Annotated in this window: 21 protein-coding genes; 12 read left to right on the plus strand and 9 right to left on the minus strand. The window is 73.4% G+C overall.

Translation table 11 applies throughout. The features are described 5' to 3' along the window. Positions 1-12 precede the first annotated feature (12 nt). On the minus strand, positions 13-378 hold the full coding sequence (locus tag ACIBEF_RS05075) for an STAS domain-containing protein (protein WP_396791316.1): 366 nt from the start codon (positions 376-378) through the stop codon (positions 13-15). A gap of 386 nt (positions 379-764) precedes the next feature. On the opposite strand from ACIBEF_RS05075, the gene ACIBEF_RS05080 reads away from it, so the two are divergent. The 5 genes from ACIBEF_RS05080 (at position 765) to ACIBEF_RS05100 (ending at position 3,956) form a co-directional block, all read left to right on the plus strand. Then, positions 765-902 carry a hypothetical protein gene (locus tag ACIBEF_RS05080; RefSeq protein ID WP_396791318.1) on the plus strand — a complete coding sequence of 46 codons (138 nt, stop codon included), beginning with the start codon at positions 765-767 and terminating at the stop codon, positions 900-902. 169 nt (positions 903-1,071) lie between these two features. Continuing rightward, positions 1,072-1,467, plus strand: coding sequence for a hypothetical protein (locus tag ACIBEF_RS05085; RefSeq protein ID WP_366608973.1), 396 nt, complete (start codon positions 1,072-1,074; stop codon positions 1,465-1,467). A 663-nt stretch (positions 1,468-2,130) separates the two neighbouring features. Beyond that, complete coding sequence (locus ACIBEF_RS05090; RefSeq protein ID WP_396791320.1) at positions 2,131-2,817, plus strand: BON domain-containing protein; 687 nt, start codon at positions 2,131-2,133, stop codon at positions 2,815-2,817. Between the two features lie 96 nt (positions 2,818-2,913). Then, a complete protein-coding gene (locus tag ACIBEF_RS05095) occupies positions 2,914-3,411 on the plus strand; it encodes a redoxin domain-containing protein (protein ID WP_396791322.1) in 498 nt (165 codons plus the stop codon). Then, positions 3,408-3,956, plus strand: a complete 549-nt coding sequence (locus ACIBEF_RS05100; protein ID WP_091409221.1) for a DsbA family protein — start codon at positions 3,408-3,410, stop codon at positions 3,954-3,956. The genes ACIBEF_RS05095 and ACIBEF_RS05100 overlap by 4 nt, the downstream gene beginning before the upstream one ends. A 5-nt stretch (positions 3,957-3,961) precedes the next feature. Here ACIBEF_RS05100 and ACIBEF_RS05105 read toward each other — a convergent pair whose 3' ends face one another. Beyond that, the gene (locus tag ACIBEF_RS05105) at positions 3,962-6,808 is read right to left on the minus strand and encodes a LuxR C-terminal-related transcriptional regulator (RefSeq protein ID WP_396791324.1); all 2,847 of its coding nucleotides are present in this window, start codon (positions 6,806-6,808) and stop codon (positions 3,962-3,964) included. Between the two features lie 144 nt (positions 6,809-6,952). On the opposite strand from ACIBEF_RS05105, the gene ACIBEF_RS05110 reads away from it, so the two are divergent. Genes ACIBEF_RS05110 through serS form a run of 5 tightly spaced genes read left to right on the plus strand, consistent with a single transcriptional unit; the run spans position 6,953 to position 12,302 of the window. Continuing rightward, positions 6,953-7,429, plus strand: a complete 477-nt coding sequence (locus ACIBEF_RS05110) for a hypothetical protein (RefSeq protein WP_396791326.1) — start codon at positions 6,953-6,955, stop codon at positions 7,427-7,429. Continuing rightward, on the plus strand, positions 7,426-8,574 hold the full coding sequence (locus ACIBEF_RS05115; protein ID WP_396791328.1) for an alcohol dehydrogenase catalytic domain-containing protein: 1,149 nt from the start codon (positions 7,426-7,428) through the stop codon (positions 8,572-8,574). The genes ACIBEF_RS05110 and ACIBEF_RS05115 overlap by 4 nt, the downstream gene beginning before the upstream one ends. A gap of 50 nt (positions 8,575-8,624) precedes the next feature. Continuing rightward, entirely contained in the window at positions 8,625-9,821 is a 1,197-nt protein-coding gene (locus ACIBEF_RS05120; RefSeq protein ID WP_396791329.1) for a saccharopine dehydrogenase family protein, read from the plus strand. Between the two features lie 25 nt (positions 9,822-9,846). Beyond that, positions 9,847-10,974, plus strand: coding sequence for a MerR family transcriptional regulator (locus tag ACIBEF_RS05125; RefSeq protein WP_396791331.1), 1,128 nt, complete (start codon positions 9,847-9,849; stop codon positions 10,972-10,974). A gap of 41 nt (positions 10,975-11,015) precedes the next feature. Beyond that, positions 11,016-12,302, plus strand: coding sequence for a serine--tRNA ligase (gene serS, locus ACIBEF_RS05130; protein ID WP_396791333.1), 1,287 nt, complete (start codon positions 11,016-11,018; stop codon positions 12,300-12,302). 142 nt (positions 12,303-12,444) lie between these two features. Here serS and ACIBEF_RS05135 read toward each other — a convergent pair whose 3' ends face one another. From ACIBEF_RS05135 to ACIBEF_RS05155, 5 genes are all read right to left on the minus strand, one after another. Continuing rightward, complete coding sequence (locus ACIBEF_RS05135) at positions 12,445-15,588, minus strand: discoidin domain-containing protein (RefSeq protein WP_396791335.1); 3,144 nt, start codon at positions 15,586-15,588, stop codon at positions 12,445-12,447. Positions 15,589-15,684: 96 nt separating this feature from the next. Then, positions 15,685-16,593 carry a cytochrome c biogenesis CcdA family protein gene (locus tag ACIBEF_RS05140; RefSeq protein ID WP_396791336.1) on the minus strand — a complete coding sequence of 303 codons (909 nt, stop codon included), beginning with the start codon at positions 16,591-16,593 and terminating at the stop codon, positions 15,685-15,687. Further along, complete coding sequence (locus ACIBEF_RS05145; protein ID WP_396791337.1) at positions 16,590-17,264, minus strand: TlpA family protein disulfide reductase; 675 nt, start codon at positions 17,262-17,264, stop codon at positions 16,590-16,592. Before ACIBEF_RS05145 ends, ACIBEF_RS05140 begins: the two co-directional genes overlap by 4 nt. 51 nt (positions 17,265-17,315) lie before the next feature. Then, entirely contained in the window at positions 17,316-18,779 is a 1,464-nt protein-coding gene (locus ACIBEF_RS05150) for an NADH-ubiquinone oxidoreductase-F iron-sulfur binding region domain-containing protein (protein WP_396791339.1), read from the minus strand. After that, positions 18,779-20,398, minus strand: a complete 1,620-nt coding sequence (locus ACIBEF_RS05155) for a hypothetical protein (protein WP_396791340.1) — start codon at positions 20,396-20,398, stop codon at positions 18,779-18,781. Before ACIBEF_RS05155 ends, ACIBEF_RS05150 begins: the two co-directional genes overlap by 1 nt. Before the next feature lie 273 nt (positions 20,399-20,671). Between ACIBEF_RS05155 and ACIBEF_RS05160 the strand changes: the two genes are divergently transcribed. Together ACIBEF_RS05160 and ACIBEF_RS05165 are read left to right on the plus strand one after the other, a co-directional pair. After that, positions 20,672-22,117 carry an alpha-amylase family glycosyl hydrolase gene (locus tag ACIBEF_RS05160; RefSeq protein WP_396791342.1) on the plus strand — a complete coding sequence of 482 codons (1,446 nt, stop codon included), beginning with the start codon at positions 20,672-20,674 and terminating at the stop codon, positions 22,115-22,117. A 75-nt stretch (positions 22,118-22,192) separates the two neighbouring features. Further along, on the plus strand, positions 22,193-23,104 hold the full coding sequence (locus tag ACIBEF_RS05165; RefSeq protein ID WP_396791344.1) for a L,D-transpeptidase: 912 nt from the start codon (positions 22,193-22,195) through the stop codon (positions 23,102-23,104). A gap of 16 nt (positions 23,105-23,120) precedes the next feature. Here ACIBEF_RS05165 and ACIBEF_RS05170 read toward each other — a convergent pair whose 3' ends face one another. Further along, the gene (locus tag ACIBEF_RS05170; RefSeq protein WP_357195996.1) at positions 23,121-23,753 is read right to left on the minus strand and encodes a response regulator transcription factor; all 633 of its coding nucleotides are present in this window, start codon (positions 23,751-23,753) and stop codon (positions 23,121-23,123) included. Next, the gene (locus ACIBEF_RS05175; protein WP_396791346.1) at positions 23,750-24,607 is read right to left on the minus strand and encodes a sensor histidine kinase; all 858 of its coding nucleotides are present in this window, start codon (positions 24,605-24,607) and stop codon (positions 23,750-23,752) included. The genes ACIBEF_RS05170 and ACIBEF_RS05175 overlap by 4 nt, the downstream gene beginning before the upstream one ends. Positions 24,608-24,658 lie beyond the last annotated feature (51 nt).

The following is a 24,658-nucleotide window of genomic DNA, read 5'->3' on the forward strand; positions in this document are numbered from 1 at the left end:
GACCCGGCGCGCTCAGGCGCCGGGGAGCGCCTCGGGGGTGGGAGCAGCGCCGGCGAAGTAGGGCTCCGGGGCACCGAACAGGCCGAGCAGGCCGGTCACCCAGAGCTGCCGGTGCACGAACCGGCTCGGCTGGGTCACCACCAGCTTGACGTCGCTGACCTCGGCTGTCTGGAAGCCGGCGACCATGGCGCTGATGCCGACCGAGTCGATGAAGGTGACCAACCTCATGTTGAGTTCGATGCGCAGGGGGCGGCCCTTGGCCAGCACCTCTGCGATCGCTTCGCGCACCTCGTACGCTGTGTCGACGTCGATCTCACCCCGCGGGGCGATCTCCACGACACCACCGGACAGAACCGACTTCACGATCGACAGGCTCACGCGAGCACCTCCACCCGCCCGTCCCCCGGGCGCCTCATCAGTACGCGGGCCGCGACCGAGAGTATTCCTCTGACGGCCTCGGTCGCCACCCCTCGGGATGAGCAATTCGCGGATCCGGGCCCACAAAGCCACCCATATCCGCACTTTTCAGTATCTGATTACTCAAGACTTTTCGTTATCTGACCATCGGCGATCAGTCGGGACCGGCCCGCCGCCGAACCAGGGTAGCGGTCCGGAACCGGCGCGCCCGACATGCGGCCCGTGACGTACGCCCGCCCCGTGTGCCGTCGGCGTGTCGCCCACCGTCGGCCGGCGCGGCCCGCGCCCCTGGTTGCCGACGGGCCCTAGCATCGGCCGGGACACCACCGCTACGGAAAGGATCTTCGATGATCAAGCGACTTGCCGGGCTGGCCGGCGTCGGTGTTCTGCTCGCCCTCGTCCTGGCCTGCGGTTTCGGTGGCGGAGACGACGATGACGACGATGACGACTTTGCCCGAGGTGTCACCGTGTCAGCGGTGCGCTGATTCGGTGGCGTGCCGCGTTCCGGCGCGCCGGGCTACCGGTGCTGCGTGCAGCTCGGGGTTTGCGTCCGGCTGACGCGGGGCACTGCGGGGTAGGCGACACCGTGACGCGCTGGAAAGACGCCGAAGTCCGAAGTGGCCGGCGGCTTCGGCACCCGAGGAGGTAACCACGATGTTCGGAACCAACCTGCTGGACCGCCGCAGCAAGCCGGAGCGGATCGCGGACCAGGCATGGGAGCACCTGCTCTCGGCGGTCAGCTATGCCGGTGACAGTGTGCGGGACACCGCGCGATCGGCCCGCCAGAACAGCAGCGACCTCGCCGACGGGGCGGGTGACCTGGTGGGCTCCGCCGCTGAGGAGGCGCGACGCCGCGCCTCGCTGGCCTTCGACGCTCTCGCCGGCCGCCAGCCGGCACTGCCCTGGACGCTCCTGATCGGCGCCGCGCTCGTCGGCGCGGCGGTCGGCTGGGCCGTCGGCTCCGCCGCGCGGGCCGCTGGCAGCCGGGACGACACGGTCGACGACGTGGAGTTCGTCGACGTCGACCGCCCCAACTCCCCCGCCATCTGACCGACAGCACCACCATCGGCCCCGCTCGACCCCGGTCGGGCGGGGCCTGTCGTCATCCGCCCGCTCGGGCATCCGCCCGCTCGGGGTGGGACCCGGTCCGCCGGGTGCCGGACCCCTCAGGCGGCCCGGCGGACCGGTGCATGGGTGGTGACCCGGGGGTCCCGTCCGGATCACCTGCTCAGTGGCTCGCGCCCGAGTCGAGGGCAGGTCTGGGTGGTTGCCGACGCGGTACGTGGAGGCTGTTGGTCGGTGGCAGGCCGAAGTGGACGTCGCGCCGGTGGAGGTCGCCGGACTGATCTGCGCAAGAGCGGTTCCTCTCGGGATCGGGGCCCCGGGGGACGGGGTCGATCACCTGGCTGCCGCCGTGGCCCGGGGGACGAGCACGACGACGGGAACGGGTGAAGCTGCCCTGACTCCACCACCCGACGCGACGGCTCCCGCAATCGAGGAACGCGATTACCGTAACCGAAAGCAGCTCGCTTTGGAAGCGCTCCCATCATCGATGTTCGACGCGCTTTTCCACAGCTACGCCCAGGTCGGGCCCCTCCGTCACCCGGTCCGGGCGAGGGCAGCTCACCTGGAGCGGCGGCAGGATCGCAACACGGCGGACCTCCGGCCGCGGCCAGCACCCGGTCCGCCATCGGAACAGCGGAGGAGGGACAGATGGCCATCGCGGAGATCAGTCGCACCGACCAGGACATCCAGTCCGCCGTGCTCGACGAGCTGACCTGGGAACCACGGGTGCAGCCGCACGAAATAGGCGTCACCGTCGCCGAGGGCGTCGTCACCCTGACCGGCCGCGTGGACAGCTACGCCAAGAAGTGGGCCGCCGAACGAGCCACCCACCGGGTCGCCTCGGTCCGAGCGGTCGCGAACGACCTGGCCGTGCAGCTCACCAACGGCACCGAGCGCGCCGACAGCGACCTGGCCGCCGCCGCCAGCCACGGGCTGGAGTGGGACGCGTTCGTACCCATCGAGAAGCTCCAGGTCACCGTCTCCGCCGGCTGGGTGACGCTGCACGGAGACGTCGAGTGGGAGTACCAACGCCGGGCGGCCGAACGCGCTGTGGCCCGGCTGACCGGCGTACGCGGGGTGAGCAACGGCATCACTGTCCGACCGGCCAGTGCGCCGGACGCCCGCAACCTGGCCGACCGGATCGTCGACGCCCTCGCCCGGGCCGGAGCGACCGAGGCCGAACGGGTCAGCGTCCGGGTGCACGGCGACACCGCGATCCTCGCCGGGTTGGTGCACTCGATGCCCGAACGGGCCGAGGTCGAGCAGGTGGCCTGGTCCGCACCGGGCATCCGGGAGGTGCAGAACCACATCGCGGTCGCCCCGGTGCTGCGCTGAACGGGCGCGGGCGCCCGCTCAGCGGGCGCTGAACGGGCGAGGAACCACCCGGGGTGGGTGAGCCCGTCTCACCCACCCCGGGAGCAGGCTGGTGGCATGAGTGATCCGAACGGGCTGATCCAACCGGGGCGCACCGCACCCGGTTTCACCCTGCCGGCCACCCCGGACGGGGCCCTGCTGGGGCCCGAGCAGTTCCGTGGCCGGCCGGTCGTGCTCGCCTTCTACCCCGCCGACTGGAGCCCGGTCTGCGGTGACCAGATGTCGCTCTACCAGTCGGCGGCACCCGTCTTCGCCCAGTACCAGGCGGTGGTGCTCGGCCTGTCGGTGGACAACATCTGGTCACACCGGGCGTTCGCGGAGAGCCGGGGCATCGAGTTTCCCCTGCTGTCCGACTTCGAGCCCAAGGGCGAGGTGGCCCGCCGCTACGGCGCGTACATGCCCAACGGTGAGGCGGCCCGCGCGCTCGTGGTGCTGGACCCGGCGGGGACGGTGACCTGGAGCTACCTGTCGCCGCCCGACGTCAACCCCGGCGCCGACGGGATCTTCGACGCGCTGGACCAACTCGCCGCCGATCGGAAGGTGATGGCCCGATGAGTACGCCACTGCAGGTCACCGCCCGACTTCGAGACCCGGTGACCACCGACGACCACATCCGGGGGCCGGCCGACGCGGCGGTGACCATCGTCGAGTACGGCGACTTCCAGTGCCAGTTCTGCGGCGCCGCGTACCCGAACCTGCACGAGTTGCTGCGGCAGCGGGCGGACACCGTACGGCTGGTCTACCGCTACTTCCCGATCGCCAACGTGCACCCGTACGCCGAACGGGCCGCCGAGACGGCCGAGGCCGCCGGGGTCCGGGGCCGGTTCTGGGAGATGCACGACTGGCTCTACGAGCATCAGGACCAGCTCGACCCGGTGCACCTCTCGCTCGGCGTCGAGCAGGTCGGCCTGCCTCCGGACGAGTTGAACGCCGAGGTGGAGAACCGTGCGCACGCGGACCGGGTGCGTCGGGACTTCGTGGGGGGCATCCGCAGCGGGGTGAACGGCACCCCGACCCTGTTCGTGAACGGCATCAGGCACGACGGCGGGTACGACCTGCCCGACCTGTTGACGGCAGCGGATGCCGCCGCCAACGCCTGACCCGCTCAGATCAGACGCAGCTCGCGCGCCCGCCGGACCGCCTCGCGCCGGCGGGTCGCGTCGAGTTTGCGGTAGATGTTGCGGACGTGGGTCTTGACGGTGTTGACCGAGAGGGACAGCTCGGCGGCGATCTCCACGTTGGACAGGATGCTCTGCAGGTAGCGCAGGATGGTCAGCTCCCGTTCGGTGAGCGGCTCGTCGAGCCCGCCCCCCGGCCCGGCGGTCGACCCGACGGGGCCCTGTCCCGCGCCCCGCACCAGGTCACTGACCAGCGTGAAGTGCGCGGTGCCCGCGTCCAGGTGCGCGGCCAGCAGGTCCCGTACCGGCGGTTCGGCGCGGGTGAAGACCCTGCGGCAGCCCTGCGGGCCGGCCAGGCTCAGCGTCTGCTCCAGGATCCGACCCGCCCGACGCCCGTCCCCGGCGCGCTGGGCCAGCACCGCGTCGAGCAGACCGGCGTCCAGGCGTACCGGTAACGGCCAGGCCGTCGCGGCCGGCGCCTGCCAGTCCGGCAGGGTCCGCTCGGCGATGGTGGCGTCGCCGGCCCGCAGCTGCACCTTCGCCAACGTCACGGCGAGCACCGGGTCGGCCCCCTCGTCGGTGGCGTCGGCCAGCAGGTCACGGGCCGAGTCCAGGTCGCCCCGCGCGGCCCGTAGTTCGGCCTCGGCGGCCCGCAGCAGGCCGGTCAGCTCGTCGGCGGACGGCCGGTCGGCCAACGCCTCCCGGGCCTGGACGAGCAGCCGCTGGCCGGTCGCCGGGTCGCCGGAGTCGCGGCGTAGCTGTGCCCGGCACAACGCGGCCACCGCCGCCGCCACCGGCTCGTCGGAGGCGGCGGCCAGCCAGTCGCCGCCCAGGGAGGGGTCGCCGGCCCAGCCGTGCGTGACGTCGAGCGCGGGAAGGGCGAGGGCGAGGTTCGCCTCGGCCTCCTCGGGCTGGTCGCGCAGCAGCGCCACCACGGCGAGAGCCAGGTACGCGTGGCAGCAGTCGAGCCGACAGGACCAGCCCCGACAGGGCGGCATGCCGAGCGCCTCCCTGGCCGCCTGCTCGGCTGCCCGCAGCTCGCCGCGCACAGCGAGCAGCAGCGCGGCGCGGCTTGCGGCGACCAGCTCGGTGCGCGGCCGGCCGGCTTCCCGCGCGGCTGCCCGGGCCCGCACGAACCGGGCGGTGGGCAGGGACCCGTCGGCCAACTCGACCAGACCCAGCGCCGTACCGGTGAACGCCCGCAGGTCCAGGTCGTCGGCGGCGCCTCCGCCACCGGCCGTCGGGGCGGAACTGGAAACCCCCGTCGGCAGCCGGGTGGGCGTGGCTTCCGCCGGGCGGGTGCGCAGCAGGCGGGCGGCTGCGGCCCGGGCCTCGGTGCGGTCGTCGGCGAGGCGGGCCACTGTCAGCTCCAACGCGGTGACCAACCGCAGGAACCGGTCCCGGCGCGGCACCGGCAGCCCTGCGGCGTGCCCGGCGGCGGCCCGCAGGTGACCGGTGGCGGCCGGCAGGTCACCGGCGTACGCGCGCTCGGCGGCGCAGGCCAGCGCCACCTCCGGGTCGGCCCGGATCACCTCCGCCGGCGGCGGGGTGGGCGCCGGGGCCTGCACCGGGTCCCGGTCGTAGCGGGTCAGCTCCGGCCAGTGCGCGACGAACAGGTCACCGGCCAGGTCCCAGCGGCCGGCGGCCAGGGCGTGCCGCAGCGCGTCGGCGGGCCGCCCGTCCCCCGCGTACCAGTCGGCGGCCCGAACGTGCAGGTCGCGTAGCTCGTCGACGGGCAACCGGGCGAGGTCGGCGCGGAGCAGCTCGGCGAGCAGGGAGTCGTACCGGTACCAGGGCGGCCGGGTGTCCTCCCGGTGCAGCAGACCACCGGTCCCGGCCAGGTCGGACAGCACCTGCCCGGCGTCGGAGCGGCCGGTCAGCGCCTCGGCCAGGTCGGCGCAGACGGTGTCGACGACAGCGGTACGGCGCAGCAGTTCCTCCTCGGCCGGGTCGAGCGTCGCCAGCACCTCCTCGCGCAGGTAGCCGGCGATCTCCGGGTGGTCTCCGCCGAACTGCCCCACCCAGCGTTCCGGGTCGGACTGTCCGCGTACCGCGAGGGCGGCGATGCGCAGCGCGGCCGGCCAGCCGCCGGTGCGCTCCCGCAGTCGGCGCACCGCGGTCGCCGGCAGCGCGGCGGCGTGGGCGGTGAGCAGGTCGGCCACCTCGTCGTCGGTGAACGCCAGCTCGTCCGGGCCGATCTCGGTCAGCTCGCCGGCGAGACGGAGCCGGTGCAGGGGCAGGTGCAGTCCGGCCCGCGCGCCGATCACCAGACGGAGCCGCCGCCCGGCATGCCGCAACAGGAACTCCAGGCCGGTCAACGCCGCCGGGTCGGCCACCCGGTGCAGGTCGTCCAGGATCAGCAGCACCGGCCGGTCGGCGGCGGCGAGCATGGCGGCCAGCGCCTCCAGTTGGTCGGGGCGCGGCGGCCGGTCGGGCACCGGCCCGCCCTCCGTCGCCCCGGTCGCCGAACGCAGCGCCGCGGCGAGGTACGCCCAGAGCCGGTCGGAGTCGTCGCCGGCCTCCACCGACATCCACGCCGAGACCGGGACGTCAGCCGACGAGACCGACAGGTCACCGGAGTCCGGCACCATCCCGCCCGGCTCCACGTCGGGCGGGATGGTGCCCAGCCGTGTCCAGGACGCGAGCAGGGTGGTCTTGCCCCAGCCGGCGGGAGCGGCGACCAGGGTGACCGGTCCCGCGCTGCCCTCGTCCAACCGGCGCAGCAGGCGGGGCCGGGCGACCACCGGCTCCGGCGGCACGGCCGGCGTCAGCCGGGACGCCAACAGCGGTGGCCCCGATGCCGGTTCGACCCGTACGTGATCCTGTTCCGGCACCCAGCCCCACCCCCACCACGCGCTCCGCCCCCGGTCGGCGAGCGGTTACCCGGCACGGGCCGGTTCACCCCTTCCGGGCGAGCGCGCTTCACCCGGGTGCGACCGACGATCGGGGGACGTGAACCGGGAGGACGGGTGGTACCGATGGGACGGCTGGTGCGGGCGGGACCCGCCCTCGGTGGGGCGGCGCTGGCCGGGGCGGCGCGGCTGCTGCGCGTACCCCGTCGGGGTGGCCGGCCTGGCGCGGACGGTGACGCCACGGCACGCCCCCGGCACGGCGCGGACGGCGACGCCGCGGCGTCGGCCCGGTGGGAGGTGGTGACCGTCGACCGGCCGCCGGAGCAGGTGCTGCCGGAGGGCCGCTGGCCGGAGCCGATGCGCCGCCTGGACGGGGCGGTCGAGGTGCGGGTGCGCCCGGCACCCGGTGACCGGGGCACCGAACTGGCCGCGCGACCGCTGGCCGGCGTCACACCGCCCACCGGGCTCGCCGCGCACGTCGTCGGCGACGACCCGGGTCTGCTGGTCCGCCGGACCCTACGCCAGATCAAGCAACGGGTGGAGGCCGGTGAGGTGCTCCGCGCGGACCGCTCGGCGCTGGACCGCCCCGAGGTCCCCGGGTGAGAGCGCTCTGTTGGGTGGCCGCCGGCGAACTGGCCGTACGCGAGGTCCCCGACCCGGAGCTGCGCAACGAGCGGGACGTCATCGTCCGGGTTCGGCGCAGCGCCACCTGCGGCGGTGACCTGCCGCTGCTGGCCGGCCGGCACCCGCTGCTGCGGCCCGGGGAGGTGCTCGGCGCGGAGTTCCTGGGCGAGGTGGTGGAGGTCGGCCCCGGGGTCCGCCGACACCGCGCCGGTGACCGGGTGGTCGTCGGTGCGAGCGTGGCCTGCGGCGGCTGCTGGTACTGCCGCCAGGGCCTGCACTCCTGCTGCGACAACGCCCACGCCGACCTGCCCAGCGCCGACCCCGACTGGGCCCGCTCCGACGCGGGCTGTTTCGGCCGGCCCCGGGCGGCGGGCGGTTTCGCGGGCGGCCACGCCGAGTACGTGCGGGTGCCGTACGCCGATGTGAGCGCCTTCCGGGTGCCGGACGCCGTCGCCGACGACCGGGCGGTGTTCGCGGCGGACGTGGCGCCGACCGGGTGGCTCGCGGCCGAGTTGGGTGCGGTGCGTCCCGGCGACGTGGTGGCGATCTGGGGCGCTGGGGCGGTGGGTCAGTTGACCGCCCGGGCGGCGGTGCTGCGCGGAGCCGCCCGGGTGCTGGTCGTGGACCGGCACGAGCAGCGGTTGCGGATGGCCGAGCGGCACTCCGACGCCGAGCCGCTCGACTACCGCCACACCGACGTCGCGGCCGAACTGCGCGACCGGAGCGGTGGGCGCGGGCCGGACGTGTGCGTGGTGGCGGTCGGCACGCCACCGGCCCGGTCGAGGGCGGACCGGTTCGGTGGCCAGCACGCCGACCGACCGGACGCGCTGCGTGAGGCCGTGCACGCGTGCCGCAAGAGCGGTGTGGTGGTGGTGCTCGGCGCGACGGGCGGGTTCGTCGACGCGTTCCCGCTGGGCGCGCTGACCGAGCGGCGGCTCACGCTGCGCGGGGCCGGTCGGCCGGATCTGCGGGACGTGCCGATGCTGCTGGACCGGATGGCCCGCGACGAGCTGCGGACCGAACACCTGGCCACCCACCGGCTGCCGTTGGCGCAGGGCCCCGAGGGGTACGCGCTGTTCCGGGACCGGGCCGACGGCTGCGTACGCGCCGTGTTCACGCCGTGACCGCCTCCTCGTGATCGCTGATCGGCGACCACGAATGGCAGACTCTGAGGATGACTGGCGAGCGAACGTACGACGTGGTGCTGTTCGGAGCGACCGGGTTCACCGGCGGCCTGACCGCTGAATACCTGGCCCGGCACGCGCCGGCCGAGCTGCGCTGGGCGTTGGCCGGGCGCAACCCGCAGCGCCTCGCCGCCGTCCGGGACCGGCTCACCGCGATCGACCCGGGCCTGGCCGACCTGCCGCTGCTCACCGCCGATGTGACCGACGCCGAGTCCCTGCGGGCGGTGGCGGAGAGCGCCCGGGTGGTGGCCAGCACTGTCGGCCCGTACGTCCACCACGGGGAGCCGCTGGTCGGGGCGTGCGCCCGGGCGGGCACCGACTACCTGGACATCACCGGGGAGCCGGAGTTCGTCGACCTCATGTACGTGCGTCACCACGCCGAGGCGGCACGCACCGGCGCGCGGCTGGTGCACGCCTGCGGCTTCGACTCCGTCCCGCACGACCTGGGCGTCTGGTTCACCGTCAAGCATCTGCCCGCCGACGTCCCGATCGCAGTGGACGGGTACGTGCGCGCCGGCGGTCGGTTCTCCGGCGGCACCTACCACTCGGCGCTCACCGCGTTCTCCCGTACCGGGCAGGCCAGCCAGGCCGCCCGGGACCGTCGGGCGGTCGAGCCGCGCCCCACCGACCGGCGCGTCCGGGCGGTGCCCGGCCGGCTGGCCCGCTCGGCGGAGCTGGGCATCTGGACCGTGCCGCTGCCGACCATCGACCCGCAGGTGGTCCGCCGCTCGGCAGCGGCTCGCAAGGAGTACGGCCCGGACTTCCGCTACCGGCACTTCGCCGCCGTGAAGCGGCTGCCCACCGTGCTGGCCGGCGCGGCCGGGCTCGGCGCGCTGATCGGGCTGGTGAAGCTGCCGCCCAGCCGACGCTGGCTGCTCGGCCGGCTCGCGTCCGGGCAGGGGCCCACGGCGGAGCAACGAGCGTCGTCCTGGTTCCGGGTCCGGTTCGTCGGCACCGGCGGCGGGCAGCGGGTGGTCACCGAGGTCGCCGGCGGTGACCCCGGCTACGACGAGACGGCGAAGATGCTCGCCGAGTCGGCGCTGTGCCTGGCGCTCGACGAGCTGCCGTCGACCGCCGGCCAGCTCACGCCGGTCGCCGCGATGGGTGACGCGCTGCTCGACCGGCTCGTCCGGGCCGGCCTCACCTTCCGGGTGCTCAAGCAGGAGACGCGGGAGCCCGCCGCTTGACCCTCAACCGGGTCGAGGGGGCAGGATGCCCAGCGTGAGTGACCTGCACAGCATCGGCGAGCTGGCCCGAGCCAGCGGCCTGACCGTCAGCGCACTGCGCTTCTACGACTCGGCGGGGGTGCTGGAGCCGACCCTGGTCGACCCGGTGACCGGCTACCGCTGGTACACCGAGGGGCAGATCGCCCCGGCCCGGCTGGTGGCCGGGCTGCGTCGGATCGGCATGCCGGTGCCGGAGATCGCCGCCGCGGTACGCGCCGAGCCGGCAGTGGTGCACCACCTGCTCGACGCGCACCTGCGTCGGCTGGCCGACGGGCTCAGCGACGCCCGCCGCGAGGTCGACCGGCTCCGCGCCCTGGTGGACCCGGCCCCGCCGACCGCCACCACACTCCTGGTCACCCCCACCGCCCTGGCCGCAGCGCTCGACGCGGTGCGCTTCGCCGTCGGCGTCGACCCGGAGCTGCCGATGCTGGCCGGGGTGCTGTTCGACGTGGAGTCCGACGGCGTCCGGCTCGTCGCCACCGACCGGTACCGGCTCGCGCTGGCTCGGGCCGCGGCCGACGTCGACGGGCCGCCCGTGCGGGTGTTCCTGCCGGTCGCCCTCGTCGACCAGCTCCGGCCGCTGCTCGACACCGGTGACACCTGGCCGGTACGGCTGACGGTGGCGGGCACGGACCTGCGGGTGCGGGTGGCCGACCGCACGCTGACCGCAACCGCCCTGCCGTACGACTTCCCGGACTACCACCGGCTGTTGCGTAAGTCCGTCGGCGAGCGGCCGACCGCGTGCCGGATCCCGGTGGACGTGGCCGCTCTGCGCGCCGCGCTGGCCGACCCGGCGGCACCCACTGTCGCCCTCGATTACGACGGCACGACCCGGGCGGTCACCGTGCTCGGCGTCGACGACCAGGGTGGGCTGCGGCTGCTTCCCGCCGCCGAGCTGGGCACCGACGCGCTGCGGGTCGGGGTGGACGGCGGTTACCTGCTGGACGCGCTGAACGCGGCCGGCGCGCCGCAACTGGTGCTGGAGCTGGATGGGCCGATCGCACCGCTGGCCGTACGGCGACCCGACGACGTCGACACCTACTCGGTGCTGATGCCGATCCGGCTGGAGAACCTCCCCGTCCCGGGCCGAGGGGGCCGCGACGGTAGCATCTGATGGTTCACCAGTGAACCCCGGACGGAGGCGTACGGAGCAGCATGCTCGACATGGAGTTGATCCGGAAGGATCGCGAGGCGGTGGCGACCGCGCTGGCGAAGCGTCTGGATCCCGCCGAGGTCACCCGTGCCCTGGACGAGATCCAGCGGCTCGACCAGGAACGCCGCGCCCTTATCACGGAGATCGACGCCGAGCGGCAGCGCCGCAAGGCCGAGGCCCGGGCGTACGCGCTGGCGTTGCGGGCCGGCGAGGAGCCGCAGGCCGCCGCACCGGAGGCGGAGCGTAAGCAGCTCGCCGACCTGGAGTCCCAGCTGGACGAGGTGCAGGCCCGGCTGCGCGACGCGATGAGTGAGCTGCCCAACCTGCCCAGCGACGACGTCGTGGCCGGTGGCAAGGAAGCCAACCGGGTGGTGAAGACCTTCGGTGAGCCGCCGGTGATCGAGAAGGTCCGCGACCACGTGGAGCTGAGCCGCGCGTTGGGCCTGGTCGACTACGAGCGGGGGGTCAAGCTCGGCGGGTCCGGTTTCTGGATCTACACCGGGGTCGGCGCCCGGCTGGAGTGGGCGCTGCTCAACTACTTCGTCGACCAGCACATCAGGGCCGGCTACGAGTTCCTGCTCCCGCCGCACCTGCTGCTGGATTCGGCCGGCTTCGCCGCCGGGCAGTTCCCCAAGTTCTACGACGACGTCTACCACCTGGACTCGGCGTCCGCCCCGCGCGGGCAGTTCCTGCTGCCCACGTCGGAGACGGCGATCCTCGGCGCGTACCAGGACGAGATCCTGGAGACCCCGAAGCTGCCGTTGAAGGCGTTCGCGTACACCCCGTGCTACCGACGGGAGTCCGCCGGCTCGCACTCGGACGAGCGCGGCACGGTGCGGGGGCACCAGTTCAACAAGGTGGAGATCTTCCAGTTCACCCTGCCGGAGCAGGCCGACGCGGCGCTGGAGGAGATGCTCGCCCACGCCGAGAGCCTGGTCGAAGGGCTGGGGCTGCACTACCAGCGCACGCTGCTCTCGGCCGGTGACGCCAGCGCCTCGATGAAGAAGACCCTCGACATCGAGGTGTGGATGCCGAGCACGGGCAAGTACAAGGAGGTGTCGTCGGTCTCCTGGGCCGGCGACTACCAGGCGCGTCGCGCGGCCATCCGTTACCGGGAGCCGGGCGGCAAGCAGACCCGCTTCGTGCACACCCTCAACGGTTCGGCACTGGCCACCAGCCGGCTCTTCCCGGCCATCCTGGAGCAGAATCAGCAGGCCGACGGCAGTGTCCTGGTCCCCAAGGTCCTCCAGGACCGCCTGGGCACCGACCGTCTGACCCCCCTGCGCTAGCCGGCCCCCGAAGCGGTCGACGGCGGCGGGGCCGGTGCGGACGCACCGGCCCCGCCGCCGTCCATTCGGGCCACGGGTGTCACGCCGTGGTCAGTCCCGACGCGGAGCCGTTCCGGCTCCTGCGCGCACGGGCGGTGCCGGTTCAGGCACCGAACACCTCCGCGTGGGTCAGCCGGGCGTCACCGGGCCGCCAGTCGGCGACCGCGATCGCCACGTACCGCGCGGAGGACGTGATCGCGATGGTGGTGTCGGGTCGCGGCTTCGGGACCGAGGCGACCGTCAGGTAGCCGAGACCGTCGGTCGAGGTGGCCAGGGTGACCGGCGGCCGCCGGCCGGGAGTCCAGGTCAGTCGGACCGAGGCCAGATCCTCCAGCGATCCGAGGTCGATCACCATCCGGCCGTTCGGGCCGGGCTGCCAGGCCGTCCCCGGGTCGCCGTCGACGGCAGCCGACGGGTCGGTCATGCCGGCCGGGAGCGGTGACGTCGGGTAGGTCGTCCGAGACCGGGCCAGGTCGCTGGTCGGCGTCACCGTCCCACCCGCGAACGCGACGTCCTTGCTGTGTCCGGCGGGAACCGTCACTCGCTGTCGGACACCGCCGGCCGCGGACTCCACCTGCACCTTCACGACGTGCCCGGCGGGGGCGGTGACTCGCAGGTGGTGCGAGTCGGTGACGTCGAACCGGGTACCGGCGGGAATCGCCTTCTCGGGCTGTGCCGCGGTCGCGGTGAACCGGGGCGGCTCGACCCGTGCGGTCGCGGCGGCAAGGTCGACCTGGTAGTCGGTGGTCCCCGATCCGGTGACCTGGCTTCCGCGGTACAGCCGCAGTGTGGCGTGCTGCGGAAGCGTGACGGCCGCCGTCGTGATGTCGTCGTCGGACAGGTTGAACAGGCTCAGGTGTCCGTCCGCGTCACTCACCCGCAACGCCTCCGGACCGCCGCTGGGTAGGGTTCGGGACGCCGCGGCGGCCAGAGCCGACCTGTTCGCGCCCGCGTACCCCTCGACGATCAGCCGAGTGCTGCCGGTGGCCGGTCCGGTGGACAGGGTGACGGTGGTGGCGGTCACGATGATCGGATTCTGGGCGTTGTGGACCACCAGGCCCGCTCGTCCGTCGACGTCCAGCCAGGAGCCGGCGATGGTCGGGCTGTCCGGCACGACCGCCGCGTCGCTCCAGTTGGTGCCGTCGAGAGAGGTCTGGACGACATAGCGGGTGCCGTACGCGGCCTCCCAGTCCAGGCGTACGCCGCTGATGTCGACGGGCTCGCCGAGGTCGACGGCGAGCCAGCTGTCCGTGCGGCCGCGTTCCTCACGGGCGACCGCCCAGCGGGTGGAGGGGTTGCCGTCGGTCGCGCGCGCTGCCGGGTAGGCGGGGTCGGCGGACGAGGCCGTGGTGGGCCGGCCGACGGCGAGGTCGACCCCGCCGGCGTCGAGCACGGCGAAGGCGAACAGCGAGTAGCCGTACTGGTTGACGGGTGATCGGCCGAGCATCCGCACGTACCGGGCGGAACGAGGCGCGAAGCTGATCTGGTCGGTGCCGCCGTCGCCGACGCCCTGTTGTCCAGCCAGGGTGACGGACCCCTGTTCGCCGGTGAAGGTACGGGTGCCGGTGAGCCCGGGTACGCCGGGCATGTCCAGGTTGAACAGGGTGAGCGTGCCCTCATCGGCACCAGTGCCGGTGGTGGCGTACACGACCGTACCGGTGGGCAGCGTGACGTATCCGGCGGTGCCGCCGGCGACGCGGAGCACGGTCGCCGTGGCGTCGATTCCGTCCCGGGCCACTGTGTACGCGGCGGAGGTGCGGCCGAGGACCGGCGCGGACTGCCTCGGCAGCAGTGCGGCGGCCCGGGTGTCGAACAACCAGTTGTCGTGGGCGGGTGCCCACTGGAACGAGACGAATCCGGTCTTGCTGACCGCCGCGGCGAAGGCGGTCGGGGTCTGGTGGGCGGTCAGCCCGGCCTGCTCCCCGAAGTCCCGGGTGCCCGCCGCCGTCGCGAAGAACGTGGTGCTGGGGACCGGCTCGACCACGCCACCGTTGGCTGCCCGCCAGGAGTGGAAGAGATAACTGATGGCGAGTTCGGCCCGGGCTTCGGGCTCGTACTTCGGCTCGCCGCTGAACTTGGTGAGCCGATTCTCGGGCGGGTAGTTCAGGTAGGGCATGAGCCGCTCGGCGAGGTCCGCCTCGGCTCGTGCGGCATGCCGGTCGCCCTGGACCTGCGCGAGGAAGGCGAGCGGCAGGACGTCACGGCCGTACAGGTGGTAGCGGTCGGCGACCATCGGCATGAAGGGTTCGCCGGCGTCGCTGGCCAGCAGCCGCATGGTCCGCCACAGTTGGGCGCCGCTGGGCTGCCGGGTGAGTGCCTCGGGGAGCGGTTGGCCGGCGGTCAGGAAGTGCGCCGCGGTACGACCCGCGGTGCGCCACAGTTCCTCCTGGTAGTGCGGGCCGAAGGAGCCGTGATTCTCGACGAGGAACGAGTCGTGGATGTTGTGGGCGGTGTTCCAGTCGGCGACCGCCCGCCCGTCGACGACGGCGGGGTTGGCGCGGTCGGCTGCCGGTAGTCCGCTCGCGTTGAGCGTCCACATCGAGAACCGCTCGCGCCACGCCTCGGCGGCAGGGTCGTCTGTCGCCCAGGCCAGGCCGGGCGCGATCGCCTGGGCGTAGACCCCCATCTCCTCGAGCTTGGTGTCACCGATCCAACCACCGGTGAGGCCGTTCGGCGTCCAACTGCCACTCAGCGGGTCGTTACCGGTGCCGAGGGAATGGGCGTACGCGGCCTGTCCCCGGGCGATGCGGTCGACGTTGTTGCGGGTCACCTCGTCCAGTTCGGACCAGAGCAGTCGGGCGGCCAGGACGAAGTACAGCTCGAAGGTGCTGTCCCAGAACAGCTGACGGCCCCACTCGGTGCCGCCGGTGAGCCGGTTGGTGGCCGCGAACCGGCGGATGGTGGCGACGGTACGGGCGTGCAGCGTGTCCCGGTCGACGCCTGCTGCCGCCGCGTCGTACCCGGGCGAGATGAGCAGGACCGCGTTACCGAGGACGACCGCGAACCGGAAGTCCGCGAGGCGGTACGCGTTGATCGCCGGATCCCATTGCTCCTCGGCCCATCGGGTGTGGGCGAGCAGCAGCGCGTGGTAGGTGTTGGCAACCGGGCCAGTGGCCGCAGCGGGTGACGTGGGGGTGGTTGGCGCGGCCTGGGCGGCGGCGGGTCGGGCGATGGCGAGTCCAGCGCCGACGGCGCTGCCAAGGAGGAGGAGCCGCCGCCTGCTCAACTCGAATTCCGATATACGCATGGTGGCCCTTCGGTGTGACAACGTTGTCAGCCCAGCCTCCGATGATCGTTTCCCGATGTCAAGACCACCGCGTTACCTCAGATCCCCACCGCGCCCTCATGGTCGATCATGGAGTTGTCGCCCGTCACCCCGGCGTGTCGCGGCGACAACTCCATGATCAACAGGTGCTGGGGTCGGGCGGTGGGCGCGCTTAAGCAGGAGCGCGGCCAGGAGCAACGTGGCCAGGGCGGCCAGCAGCACCGCCGGGCCGATCCGGTCCAGGGCGTCGGCCAGGGCTCGCTGGACCTGGGCGGCCACCCGGATGACCGGGTCGTGCAGGACGTCGCGGCGGCCGGCGGCGAGCCGTAGCTCGTACCAGCCGTACCAGGCGACGTAGCAGCCGGCGACCAGCAGCACCAGTCCACTGAGGCGGGGCACCAGCGCGCCGGCGACGCGCAGCCGGGCCACCAGGCCGTCGCGCACCAGCGCCACCCCGAGCGCGGCGACCGCGACCACCAGACCCATCCCGAGGGCGTACGCGCCGAACAGCGCCAACCCCTGACCGGTCGAGCCGGCCTGGAGGCTGGTCACCACGATGGCCAGGAACGGCGCGATGGCGCAGCCGAGCGACGCCAACGCGTACGCGGCACCGAACAGCACCATCGACGGCCAGGAGCGGGTCAGCCGAGGTGCCCGGGCCGACCAGCCGGGTGCGGGCAGCCGCCGACCGGCGAGCAACCAGCAGCCGGCCACCACCAGCAGCACGCCGAGCGCCACGGTCAACCACGGCAGCCGGGGTCGCAGCCAGCCGGCCAGCGGCGCCAGCGCCAGGCCGAACGCGCCGAACACCAGCACGTACCCCACTGTCAGCCCGGCCGCCGCGGTGAGCGCGCGGCCGACCGCGCCGCGGGTGTCCGACGTCCCGGCGACCAACAGCGAGAGGTACGCGGGCAGCAACGCGAAGCCGCACGGGTTGACAGCGCCGAGCATGCCGGCGGTCAGCGCGAGCAGCAGTGCGGCGGTCACGCCCCGGCCAGTGCGGCGACCTTGGCGGTGAGCGCCTCACCGTCCAGGAAGCCGTGGTGCACGACAGCGCCGTTCCGGTCGATGATCACGAAGATGCTCTGCTCGGTCACCTTGAACCGCTTCCAGAGCGCGCCCTTGGTGTCCTCGATCTGCGACGTCGCGCCGAGGTCGAACTCGGTGACGAACTCCTTCATGGCCTTCCGCTCGCCCAGCCCGGCGACGCCGACGATCGGCACGGTGTCCCGGTATCGGGGTTCGATCTCGGCCACCGTCCAGGCCTGGCTGGCGCAGGTGGCGCACCATGGCGCCCAGAACCACAGCACCACCGGTTTGCCGGCGAGCCGTGCCGCGTCGAACGCCGCCCCGCCGAGCGTGGTCCCGGTGAAGCGCAGCACGTCCGGGACCTGCGCCGGAGCGGCCGGCGGCCCGCCGGTCGGCGTGGACGCCGCCCCGGTCGGTGCGGGTGGCGCCCCGGTCGTGGTGGACGGGGCACCGGTCGACGCCGGGGCCGACCCGGCGGCGGCGGGCCCACCCGGCGCGGTGCCGGTACAGGCGGCGACACCGAACAGGGCCACCACGAGCGCCCCGGCGGCAGCCGCCCGGCGTACCTGCCCGGCCGCGGTCCCGCGGCGTGACTGCCCGGCCCCTGTCCACGCCATGCTGATCCGCATCCGTTTCTCCGTTCCGGTCCGGAAGGGACCCCTGCTGGGCCTGATGCTCGGCTATTCGGCCTTGGCGAGTCGGAGAGCCAACTCCGGGCAGACCTTGACCGCCTTCAGCGCGCCCTCGCGCAGCCAGGTCGGCACGGGGGTGGCCGGGAAGGCCGGATATCCGTTCGCGTCGAGCCGGATGAAGTCCGGTACGACGTGCGCGCAGAGACCGTGCCCGTCGCAGCGGGACCAGTCCAGGGTGAGCTTCTGCGGATTCGCGTCGGGTGCGCCCGGCAGCCCCATCATGCCCTTCACCCGTCGGCCACAGCCGTCGCCGGTGCTGTGCAGCCGCAGGTCGTCGACGAAGACCTCGATCGCGGAGAGCGCGAACCGGGCGGTGCCGTCGGGGTGACTGCACGCGCCCCGGCCCTTCACCTCGCCGGCGGCGGCGCGCACCACGTCCGCCGGTTGGCTGCCGGCCACGGCCAGGTCCACCGCGCGGGCCAGGTCCGGCAGGCCCATCTTGCACGGCCCGCACTGGCCGGCGGACTCACCGGCCAGGTAACGCACCACCTGGGCGGCCTCACCGAGCGGGCAGGTGTCGACGCCGAGCGGGACGATGATGCCCGCGCCGAGGGTGCCGCCGACAGCGGCCAGACCCTTGCGGGATACCTCGGCCTTCTCCGCCGCCTCCGGGGTGATCCACTTGCCGTGGTAGCCGCCCATGAGGATGCCCTGGACGTCCGGCACCTCGCACAGGTCGAGGACGTCGCGCAGCGGCATGCCGGCGGTGCACTCCACCACGGCCGGTCGGCCCGCCGCGCCGGTCACCGTGAGCAGCACGGTGCCCGGCTCATCGTCGGTGCCGAGCGCCGCGTACTCGTACGGGCCCAGTCGGGCACCGATGGCGAGCTGCGCAAACGTCTCGGCGTTGGACAGCAGGGTGGGCAGGCCGCTGACCCCGGCGTCGCTGGAGCGCTTCTTGGTGCCCGGCGGAATGTGCGGCAGCCCGTTGATGCCGTTGACGAGTGCGCCGCCCTCGCCGGAGATGAACCGGTGCGGCACTGTGACGATCGTCGTCTGCACCGGCATCCGGCGCTCATCGAGCGCGTCCATCAGTGAGTCCCGGCCGACCCCGTCGTCCGCCACGCCGATCACGATCTCGTCGGCGTCCAGCGCGTACGCGGCCAGCGCGGCCCCGTCCAGGATCAGGTGCGGGGCGCGGGTCAGCAGCACCTTGTCCTTCCAGCTGGCCGGCTCCCCCTCGGTGGCGTTGACGACCACCACGGCGGCCAGGTCCTGCCGCTCGCAGGACTCCAGCACCGCGCGCATCTTGCGGGCGAACGGGAACCCCGCCCCGCCCTTGCCCTTGAGCTGCATGCCCTCGGCGAGCTGGAGCAGCTGCGCGGGCTCCATCGGGCCGATCGGTCCGTGCACCTCCTCGTGCGCGCGCAGGTCGAGTCGGCCGTACTCGGCGAAGCCGGCGGTGAGCCGGGGCTCACCCACACAGGCGACAGGTGGCACGGCGGTCCGCATCACTTCGCCTCACCCCGCAGCCCGGCCCAGTACGCCCCGTCCACCGCGTCTGCGCTGGCCTTGCGGCGCTTGGACTTGCCCTCGCCGGCTGCCCGCTTGGCGCGGCGGGACGCCAGGTCGACAAGGGTCGGGGTGTCGTCGACGGGCGGCGCCACCTCGTCCGGCACGTACCGGGCCGGCGGACGCCAGTAGTCCGGCTCCTCGGGCAGGTCGTCGTCGATGCTGTGCCGGCCGCTGCCGCTGCGGGGCGCCGACGAAATCGGCTCGGCGGAGACCGGGCCGGCGGAGATCGGCTCGTCGGCCTGCCACCGGCGCGGGCTGTCCCAGGGCTCCTCGGGCTCGTCGAGGGCCGGCAGCGGCGGCGCCGAGTAACGGCTGCCGTCGTCCTCGCTGCGGGACCGGCGACGGGTCCGCTCGGCGGCCGGCTCCTCGGCGCGGCGCCGTCCGGTCGGCACGGCCTCGTCGCGGGTACGCGAGGCGCGCCGCCGGGTCACCGGCTCGACCTCCTCCTCGTCGCGTCGACGGGTGTCGGTCTCCTCCACGCTGCGGCGGGCCGACCGGCGGGGCGTCGACTCCTCCTCGGCACGTCGGCCGCGCGAGGACCGTTCGGTGTCGCGGCGGGCGGCCGGCTCCTCCTCCCGCCGACGGCGGCTCGGCCGGGCCGGCTCGACGAGGGAACCGGGCTCGGGCACCACCGGGACGGTGAACCGTTCCGGATCGCGCCGCGCGGCCGGCGCGGCCCAGGTGGCGGTGGTGGTGTCCGCCCAGGCGGGACGCTTCTCGGCGGCCTTCGGGCGCCGACCCAACCCGGCCAGCAGCGATCTGGCGGTCTTCGCCTCCTCGGCCCGGCCGACCATCACCGCGTTGCGCACCGCTGCCTGGTGCTGCTCGCGGCTGCGCCGACCGATGCTGACCGAGAACCGGACCAGCAGGGCCAGCACCACCAGCAGAATGCAGCCCAGGTAGCTGAACATCACCCAGGGTGCTGCGGCCCGACCGGCGTTGAGGCCGTGCACCACGGCGAAGGGCCAGGCCAGGTACGCGACGGAGTGCATGGCCCGCCACACCCACTTCGGACCGACGCCCGCGAAGCGGGCACGGATGATGCCGGTCCAGATCACGCTGACCATCAGCAGCGCCGCCACAGTGCCGAGCCCGATGTAGAGCCCACGGCCGCCGACGAACGGAACGACCGCGTCGGTCGCCGCCGCCCGCCCGGTGGCGATCTTGGTGAGAACGTGGAAGCCGAGCCCGGCCACGCCCAGCACACCGGTGGCCCGGTGCGCCGACTGCATCAGCACCCGGTGCGGGATGCGCAGCACCAGCCGGTCGGTGGCGAGCAGACCGAGCATCACGGTGAGGCTCAACGCCACCAGGGAGATGACCCCGGCGAAGAACTCGGTGAAGAAGAAGCCGTACGCGTACGCCGTCTGACCGACGCCGGTCAGCATGATCGCCGCCCAGAGCGCGGCGAGCACCGACGCGATCAGCAGGGCGCTCGCCGACCGTGACGGGGCGCGCACCCCCCGACTGCTGGCGCTGGTCCGGACCGTCGCCGCCTTCTTGTCCTGCTCTGCCCGGGCCATCTGCTCCTCGATCGTCTCGCGGCGGCGCACCACCGGCCGACCCCTGCTCCCCCATCCAGTACGGACCGGCGCGGCGCGCGGATCACCTGCGGAAGGAAATTTCTGGGCCGGAATCGAACCGAGGGGCGCGGCCGTGCGTTCCACCCGCTTCCACCCACCGATCAGGACAGTGACGAATGCCCATGCATTGACAGTCCTCGCAACACGCTTGTAATCTTTCAGCAATTTTCAGTCAGGCTTGCAAGATCCCGGCAAGCCCGGCACTCCCCCACCGCACCACCACCCCCGCTCCCGTCAGGAGTCCCCATGCACCGACGTCGACGTGGTTCGGCGCTCCTCGCCCTCGGCCTGATCGCCAGCCTGCTCGTCCCCACCGCCGTGACGGCACCCCCGGCCGTCGCCGCCCCGTCCGGCGGCAAGAAGGTCATCGTCCAGCTCTTCGAGTGGAACTGGCCCTCCGTGGCCAGCGAGTGCCAGAGCACCCTCGGCCCGAAGGGCTACGGCTACGTGCAGGTCTCGCCCCCGCAGGAGCACGTGCGGGGCAACCAGTGGTGGCTGGCGTACCAGCCGGTCAGCTATCGGATCGAGTCCCGCAAGGGCACCCGGGCCCAGTTCCAGTCGATGGTGAACACCTGCCACGCGGCCGGGGTCAAGGTGATCGTCGACGCGGTGATCAACCACATGTCCGGTCAGGACAACGGCGGCACCGGCTGGGCCGGCTCGTCCTACTCGCACTACGACTACCCGGGCATCTACCAGACCCAGGACTTCCACCACTGCGGGCGCAACGGCGGCGACGACATCGCCAACTACAACGACCGGTACGAGGTGCAGAACTGTGAACTGGTCAACCTCTCGGACCTCAAGACCGAGTCGGACTACGTCCGTACGAAGATCGCCTCGTACCTGAACGACCTGCTCTCGCTCGGCGTCGACGGCTTCCGGATGGACGCCAGCAAGCACATGCCGGCCGCCGACATCGCCGCCATCAGGGGCAAGCTGTCCCGCTCCGCGTACATCGTGCAGGAGGTCATCCACGGTGCCGGAGAGCCGGTCCAGCCGACCGAGTACACCGGCAACGGTGACGTGCACGAGTTCCGCTACGGCAAGGACCTGGCCCGGGTGTTCCGCTCCGAGCGGTTGGCGTACCTGCGCAACTTCGGCGAGGGCTGGGGGCACCTGCCCACCGGCCCGGCCTCGGTGTTCGTCGACAACCACGACACCCAGCGCGACTCCGGTGGGGTGCTGACCTACCGCGACCGGGGCATCTACGCGCTGGCGAACGCCTTCATGCTGGCCTGGCCGTACGGCTCTCCGACCGTCATGTCCAGCTACACCTTCAGCAACCGGGACGCCGGCCCACCGTCGGACGGCGCCAACAAGACGCTCAACGCCACCTGTTACTCCGGCTGGGAGTGCGAACACCGCTGGCCGGTGATCGCCAACATGGTCGGCTTCCGCAACGCCACCGAGGGTGCCGGCGTGGCCAACTGGTACGACAACGGCAACAACCACATCGCGTTCAGCCGCAGCGGCAAGGGCTTCCTCACCGTCAACGACGAGGACGCGGCGGTGAACGGCCGCTCCTACTACACGGGGTTGCCCGCCGGTCGGTACTGCGACGTCATCCACGGCACCTACGCGGGTGGGACGTGCAGCGGTCCGGTGATCACGGTGGACGGTAACGGCTGGTTCGCGGCGAACGTGCCGGCGCACGACGCCGTGGCCATCCACATCGGCGCGCGGGTCTGACGCGATCGGGGCCTCCGGACGGCGGGTCTCGCCGAACCGGGGGCCCCGAAGCATCCGCCACCATAGAGTGGTTTCGTGCCGTTTGACCGAAAGACTCCGTACCGCCGTCGCGGCGTCTGGGTGGCCGCCGCGATCGGCGTACCCGCGCTGCTGGTGACCGCGCTGCTGGTCGGCCAGGCCCTCACCCCGAGCTCGACGGCCCCCGACGACCGCGACGTGGTGGCAGCCGACCCCACTCCGAGCAGTGTGGAGCAGAGCCCGGAGGAGTCGATCCCGCCGGCCGCGCCCGCCCCGGACGGGCTGCCGGTTGTCGACTACGACCCCGCCCCCGGTGGGTTCCCCGCCGATCCGTTCGCCATGGACGTCACACCGCTGGCCGACGGCGCGCACCCGACCAGACGGATCGCCGCGTACGACGCGCCCGGCGGTCGGCCGCGCGCCTTCCTCGAACCGACCATCCGCGGCGTCGAGCTGACCATGCCGATCGCCCAGCGGCGCGCCGGCTGGACGGCGGTCCTGCTGCCCTCGGCCAACCGCCGCCTCGCCTGGCTGCCGCCCGGCGGCTTCGAGACGGTGCCGCTGCGCGACCAGATCGTGGTGGAACGCAAGGTCCACCGGCTCACCTGGTACCGGGCCGGCAAGGCGGTGCGCTCCTGGGAGGTCAGCCTCGGCCAGTCGGGCCAGGAGACCCCGCTGGGGCGGACCTTCATCCTGGGCCGCACCCCACCGCCGGAGGAGGTCTACGGCGGGGTGGACATCTACGCCCTCGGTTCGGTGCCCGACGACCCCGAGTCGGTGCCGTCCGGGCTGCGCGGCGCGCACATCGGGGTGCACACCTGGCACAACGACGACGAGCTGGGCGAGAACACCACCAACGGCTGCATCCGGCTGACCCCCAGCGGTCAACGGGAACTGCTCGCCGAGGTCCGCCCCGGCAGCAGCGTCGTCGTCGTCGACCAACTGGCCGCCCCACCGCCGACCGCCTGAGCACCGGCTCGCACGGTCACTCGCCGAGCAGCCAGCCGTTCTGCTCGGCGACCCGGATCGCGTCGGCCCGGTTACGGGCACCGGTCTTGCCGATCGCCGCCGACAGGTGGTTGCGTACCGTCCCCTCGGACAGGTGCAACGCCCTGGCCAGGTCGGCGACGCTGCCACCGCCCCGGGCCGTCCGCAGCACCTCGGTCTCCCGCTCGGTCAGCGGGCTGAGCCCGGCGGCCAGCGTCTCCGCGGCCAGCGTCGGGTCGACCACCCGCAGCCCGGCGTGCACCCGGCGGACCGCGTCGGCGAGCTGCCGGGCCGGCGTGTCCTTGACCACGAAACCGCTCGCACCGGCCTCCATGGCCCGCCGCAGGTAGCCGGGTCGACCGAAGGTGGTCACCACCAGCACCCGGCAGGTCGGCAGCGCGGCCCGCAACGCCGCGGTGGCGGCGATCCCGTCCAGGCCGGGCATCTCCACGTCCAGCAGAGCCACGTCCGGAGCGCTGCGTCGGGCCTCGGGCACCACCTCGTCGCCCCGGCCGACCTCGGCGACCACCGTCAGGTCCTCCTCCAACGAGAGCAGGGCGGCCAGTGCACCCCGGACCAGCGCCTGGTCGTCGGCGAGCAACAGCCGGATCGGCGTGGAGCCGCCGCTCACCGTGCCTCCCCCGGCGCGTGCACCCGCAGCAGAAAACCGTCGCCCGTCGGACGCCGGCCGACGGTCACCACAGCGTCCAGCCGCCGCGCCCGCTCCCGCAGGCCCACCAGCCCGTGCCCGCTTGGGTCGGGAGTGGACGGCTCGCCACCGTCGTCACTGATCTCGACCCGATCCGGGTGCACCCGAATGACGCAGCACCGCGCCCCGCTGTGCCGGACCACGTTGGTCACCCCCTCCCGTACCGCCCAGCCGAACAACCGGTCCCACTCCTGCGGCAGCTCGGGCACCTCGGTCGACACGTCCGCCGCGATGCCCGCCGAGGCCAGCGCGGAGCGGGCGCCGGCAAGCTCCGCGGCGAGGCTGACCTCGCGGTACGCCCCGACCGTCTGTCGTACGTCGGCCAGCGCGGCCCGGGCCAGCGCCTCCACCTCGGCGATCTCGGTGGCGGCCCGCTCCCGGTCGACCTCGATCAGACGCCCGGCCAACTCGGCCTTGATCGCCACCACGGTCAGCGAGTGCCCGAGGATGTCGTGCAGGTCGCGGGCGGCACGGGACCGCTCCTCGGCGACCGCGAGCCGACCGATCTCCTGCTGGGCGGCCCGGAGTTCGCTGTTGCGCTGCGCCAGCCGGGACACCCCGAACATGGCGAACGAGGCGAGCAGCACCGCCCAGACGATGCCGTGCTCCGCCTCCCACCCCGTCACCAGCCAGGACGCCAGCGCGGGAGTCAACGCGCAGAGCACGACGGTGACCAACGCCTCCCATGGAGGCAGCAGGAACACCGCCGCCGCCGCCACGTAGACCAGGGTGGCCAGCCAGTCCCCTCCGGTGCCCGGGAGACTGGCCAGGCCCACCGCGAGCAGCAGCGCCAGCCCCGGCCCGCGCCCGGCCGGCCGGGATGGGCG

The organism is Micromonospora sp. NPDC050795 (genome assembly GCF_044456785.1).
Classification (GTDB): domain Bacteria; phylum Actinomycetota; class Actinomycetes; order Mycobacteriales; family Micromonosporaceae; genus Micromonospora.

What these genes read in the sequence shown, in the direction of transcription:
- ACIBEF_RS05100 (WP_091409221.1), top strand. Translation starts at nt 3,408, where the DNA reads ATGAGTACGCCACTGCAGGTCACCGCCCGACTTCGAGACCCGGTGACC.
- ACIBEF_RS05090 (WP_396791320.1), top strand. Translation starts at nt 2,131, where the DNA reads ATGGCCATCGCGGAGATCAGTCGCACCGACCAGGACATCCAGTCCGCC.
- ACIBEF_RS05120 (WP_396791329.1), top strand. Translation starts at nt 8,625, where the DNA reads ATGACTGGCGAGCGAACGTACGACGTGGTGCTGTTCGGAGCGACCGGG.
- ACIBEF_RS05145 (WP_396791337.1), bottom strand. Translation starts at nt 17,264, where the DNA reads ATGCGGATCAGCATGGCGTGGACAGGGGCCGGGCAGTCACGCCGCGGG.
- ACIBEF_RS05110 (WP_396791326.1), top strand. Translation starts at nt 6,953, where the DNA reads ATGGGACGGCTGGTGCGGGCGGGACCCGCCCTCGGTGGGGCGGCGCTG.
- ACIBEF_RS05125 (WP_396791331.1), top strand. Translation starts at nt 9,847, where the DNA reads ATGCCCAGCGTGAGTGACCTGCACAGCATCGGCGAGCTGGCCCGAGCC.
- ACIBEF_RS05080 (WP_396791318.1), top strand. Translation starts at nt 765, where the DNA reads ATGATCAAGCGACTTGCCGGGCTGGCCGGCGTCGGTGTTCTGCTCGCC.
- ACIBEF_RS05160 (WP_396791342.1), top strand. Translation starts at nt 20,672, where the DNA reads ATGCACCGACGTCGACGTGGTTCGGCGCTCCTCGCCCTCGGCCTGATC.
- ACIBEF_RS05150 (WP_396791339.1), bottom strand. Translation starts at nt 18,779, where the DNA reads ATGCGGACCGCCGTGCCACCTGTCGCCTGTGTGGGTGAGCCCCGGCTC.
- serS (WP_396791333.1), top strand. Translation starts at nt 11,016, where the DNA reads ATGCTCGACATGGAGTTGATCCGGAAGGATCGCGAGGCGGTGGCGACC.
- ACIBEF_RS05135 (WP_396791335.1), bottom strand. Translation starts at nt 15,588, where the DNA reads ATGCGTATATCGGAATTCGAGTTGAGCAGGCGGCGGCTCCTCCTCCTT.
- ACIBEF_RS05085 (WP_366608973.1), top strand. Translation starts at nt 1,072, where the DNA reads ATGTTCGGAACCAACCTGCTGGACCGCCGCAGCAAGCCGGAGCGGATC.
- ACIBEF_RS05095 (WP_396791322.1), top strand. Translation starts at nt 2,914, where the DNA reads ATGAGTGATCCGAACGGGCTGATCCAACCGGGGCGCACCGCACCCGGT.